Source organism: Paractinoplanes hotanensis (assembly GCF_023717965.1).
In the GTDB taxonomy this organism is placed as follows: domain Bacteria; phylum Actinomycetota; class Actinomycetes; order Mycobacteriales; family Micromonosporaceae; genus Actinoplanes; species Actinoplanes polyasparticus.
Window position 1 is genome coordinate 342084 of sequence record NZ_JAMQOL010000003.1, and the last position, 3581, is coordinate 345664.

Consider the following 3581-nt stretch of genomic DNA (forward strand, 5'->3'; position numbering starts at 1 on the left):
ACCGTGACATCGGCAGAGACCGGTCCTGTGCGCGTGACGGTCTGGGGGGAGAACCGCCACGAACAGAGCGAAGCGCACGTGGCGAAGATCTACCCGGACGGCATGCACGCGGCGATCGCGGACGGAATCCGGGAGAATCTCGGCGACGGGTGCATCGTACGGACCGCGACATTGGACGATCCCGAGCACGGGCTGACCGAGGACGTGCTCGCACAGACCGACGTACTCACCTGGTGGGGACACGCGGCCCACGCAGACGTGGCCGACGAGGTCGTCGAGCGCGTGCACCGGCATGTGCTCTCGGGGATGGGACTGGTCGTACTCCACTCCGGACATTGGTCGAAGATCTTCACCACGCTGATGGGCACCACCTGCACGCTGCGCTGGCGGTCGGCGCACGATCGCGAGCTGGTCTGGACGGTGGACCCCACGCACCCGATCGCGCGGGGCATTCCGCACCCCCTCGTCATCGAAGAGGACGAGATGTACGGGGAGTTCTTCGATATCCCGACGCCCGACGAGCTCGTCTTCATCAGCTCGTTCACCGGCGGGGAGGTCTTCCGTAGCGGCTGCACCTTCCGCCGCGGCCACGGCAAGATCTTCTACTTCCGCCCCGGGGACCAGGACTATCCCACCTACCATCACCGGGACGTGCGAAAGGTGATCGCGAACGGGGTCAGCTGGGCCCGCAGCGATCGGCAGGCACGCGACCATCCGACGCTGCTGCGCTACGACACCGGCGACTTCTTCAACGGCCAGGGCTACCGGGGACCGCACCAGTGAGCTTCCGGACCATCGAGAGCAGTCCGGCGCAACCGCTGCGGGTCGTCGTTGCCGGCGCCGGCAACATGGGCCGGGCCTGGCTGGCCGCCGTCATCGCGGCGCCCGACGTGGAGCTGGCCGGCGTCGCCGACCTGAATCTGACCGCGGCCCAGGACGCCATCGCCGCGGCCGGCCGGTCCGGCCTGCCGATCGGCAGCGACGCCGTCGAGCTGGCCCGGCAGACCGGCGCACAGGCGCTGATCAACGTGACCATCCCGGAGGCCCATCATGCGGTGACCACCGCGGCGTTGTTCGCCGGCCTGCCGGTGCTCGGTGAGAAGCCGGTCGCGGAGTCGGTGAGCCGCGCGCTCTCGTTGGTGGCGGCCACCGAGATCACCGGCGAATTGTTCATGGTCAGCCAGTCCCGACGGTGGAACCCGCAGCTGGCCCGGTTGCGCGCCATGGCCGGGCAACTCGGACCCATCGGCACGATCACCACGGACTTCTTCCGGGCTCCGCACTTCGGCGGCTTCCGCGAGCACATGGCCCAGCCGCTGCTCATCGACATGGCCATCCACGCTTTCGATGCGGTGCGGTTCCTGCTGGGCTGCGAGCCGGTGTCCGTCTACTGCCAGTCCTACAACCCGGAATGGAGCTGGTATGCGGGGCACGCCAACGCGACCGCCGTATTCGAGATGGAATCCGGAACCCGTTACGTGTACAACGGCAGCTGGTGCAGCGCCGGCGCGGAAACCTCCTGGAACGGCCGGTGGCGGGTCAGCGGGCAGAACGGCACCGCTCTGTGGAACGGCGACGACGCCCCGACCCTGCACACCGCGACGGAATCCACGATCCCGGACACGTCGCACTACTCCGGGATCGACGGTGCCCTGCACGTGTTCGTCCAGGCCCTGCGTACCGGGCAGCGGCCCTCCGGCGAGGTGCACGAGAACGTGATGAGCCTGGCGATGGTCGAAGCGGCCGTGCAGTCGGCCAGAATCGGCCGGCCCGCCCGGATCGACGCCGTCCTCACCCGGGCGCACGCGGACGCGATCCGCGCCGAGGACCGAGCCGACGTATGCCACGTTCTGCAGAACTGGCCCAGCGTGCGCGACGCCCTCGCGACGCCACCAGAACCGTGAAGGTAGACCGACCCGAAAGGCGTCCAGCCGCAGGAGGATCTGTGTCGCTGCGACGCCCGGTCAGGGCCGGGGCTTCAGCAGCGTGATGCGCGAGGCGCCCAGTCCGGTCACGTAGAGGAAGCTGGGGGCCTGGTCCTGGATCACTTACAAGGGCTGGCTGAAGCCGGTGAAACCGGAGATGCCGGTCGTCCCGTTGGACAGGGCCCCCGACGCGCCCGGGTCAGCGGTGGGTGGGGTGTTCGTGGTCGGCGTGGCCGGCCGGTTCGAGCTGGAACGTGGAGTGCTCGACGTCGAAGTGGCCGGTCAGGCAGGTCTGCATGGCGTCGAGCAGTTGCGGGGCGTGGCCGTCGTGGAAGCAGGAGTCGTCGACGACCACGTGCGCGCTGAGCACCGGCAGGCCCGAGGTGACGGTGAGCACGTGCAGGTCGTGCACGTCGAGCACGTGGTCGAGCCCGGTGAGGTGATCGCGGATCCGGTCGAGGTCGACGTGGGCCGGGGCGGTCTCGAGCAGGATGCTGAGCGACTCGCGCAACAGTTTCCCGGCCCGCGGCACGATGACGACGCCGATCAGCACCGAGACGATCGGATCAGCCCGGGTGAACCCGGTCAGGGCGATCACGCCGGCCGCGAGGAGCACGCCGACCGAGGTCGCGGTGTCGGTGGCGACCTCGAGGAAGGCGCCCTTCATGTTCAGGCTGGCCGTGCGGGCCCGGTAGAGCAGCGCCACCCCGGCCAGGTTGCCGACCAGGCCGATCACGCCGAACAGGGCCATGCCGCCCGGCTCGACGTCGGCCGGGTCGACCAGCCGGCGGATGCCCTCGATGAACACGTAGACGCCGATGCCGCTCAGGATCAGGCCGTTGAGCGCGGCGGCCAGGATCTCGGCCCGGGCCCAGCCGAAGGTGCGCCGGCCCGAGGCGGGCCGGGCGGCAAGCAGGGTGGCGCCCAGCGCCAGCGCGACCCCGCCCGCGTCGGCCAGCACGTGGCCGGCGTCAGCCAGCAGCGCGAGGCTGCCGGTGCGGATGGCGCCGACGACCTCGACGGCGAAGATGACCACCGAGATGCCCAGCACGGCCGCGAGGATCCCCCGGTGCCGGCCGGTTGCTGTCACACCGTGGTCATGCCCCATCGAAACCGCCACCCCAATCCATGTTGATATGCGTACTCCACTATACGTTGCCCGCCGTCTAGGCTTCGCGGGTGAGAGTTCCGCGCGTGCGCACCGAGACCGGCCAGCTCGTGATTCTGCGCTTCACCCCGGACGAGGTCGAGGTGCACGAGGTGCGGCCGGCCCGCCAGCAGGCCGCGAAGGCGAGCGCCGGCGGGCTGCTGCTGGCGGTCGGCCTGGCCCTGGTCGCCACCACCGCGGCCGACCGCGGCCCCTCCTGGCTCGACGTCGCGCTGTGGGTCGTGTGCGGCGCGGTCTTCGCGGTGGGCGCGGTCGGCGGCCTGGCCTGGTGGCTGGTCACGATCGCCCGCGACCGCGGCCTGGGCCCGGTGCGGACGATCGCGCCGGCCTCCGTGCTGAGCGCCGCCAGCCGGGCCGACAACGGCGAGGTGACCGTCACCCTGCATCAGGCGGACGGTCACGACCGCACGTTCTCGGCCGTCGGCCACAGCGGCGCCCTGCTGGCGAACCAGTTCGCCCGCCTGCTGACCCCGGCCTGACGGCCGCCG

The 3581-nt window shown here is 70.7% G+C and carries 4 protein-coding genes; 3 read left to right on the top strand and 1 reads right to left on the bottom strand.

Going from position 1 to position 3581, the window contains the following annotated elements:
* Nucleotides 1-3 precede the first annotated feature (3 nt).
* On the top strand, nt 4-783 hold the full coding sequence (locus tag LXN57_RS03395; protein ID WP_251796507.1) for a ThuA domain-containing protein: 780 nt from the start codon (nt 4-6) through the stop codon (nt 781-783).
* The gene (locus LXN57_RS03400; protein ID WP_251796508.1) at nt 780-1904 is read left to right on the top strand and encodes a Gfo/Idh/MocA family protein; all 1125 of its coding nucleotides are present in this window, start codon (nt 780-782) and stop codon (nt 1902-1904) included. Before LXN57_RS03395 ends, LXN57_RS03400 begins: the two co-directional genes overlap by 4 nt.
* Nucleotides 1905-2124: 220 nt before the next feature.
* Here the strand turns inward: LXN57_RS03400 and LXN57_RS03405 are convergent, their stop codons facing one another.
* Complete coding sequence (locus tag LXN57_RS03405; RefSeq protein ID WP_251796509.1) at nt 2125-3033, bottom strand: cation diffusion facilitator family transporter; 909 nt, start codon at nt 3031-3033, stop codon at nt 2125-2127.
* 71 nt (nt 3034-3104) lie between these two features.
* Here LXN57_RS03405 and LXN57_RS03410 point away from each other — a divergent pair, with 71 nt between their 5' ends.
* A complete protein-coding gene (locus tag LXN57_RS03410) occupies nt 3105-3572 on the top strand; it encodes a hypothetical protein (RefSeq protein ID WP_251796510.1) in 468 nt (155 codons plus the stop codon).
* Nucleotides 3573-3581: the final 9 nt, after the last annotated feature.

What these genes read in the sequence shown, in the direction of transcription:
- LXN57_RS03405 (WP_251796509.1), bottom strand. Translation starts at nt 3,033, where the DNA reads ATGGGGCATGACCACGGTGTGACAGCAACCGGCCGGCACCGGGGGATC.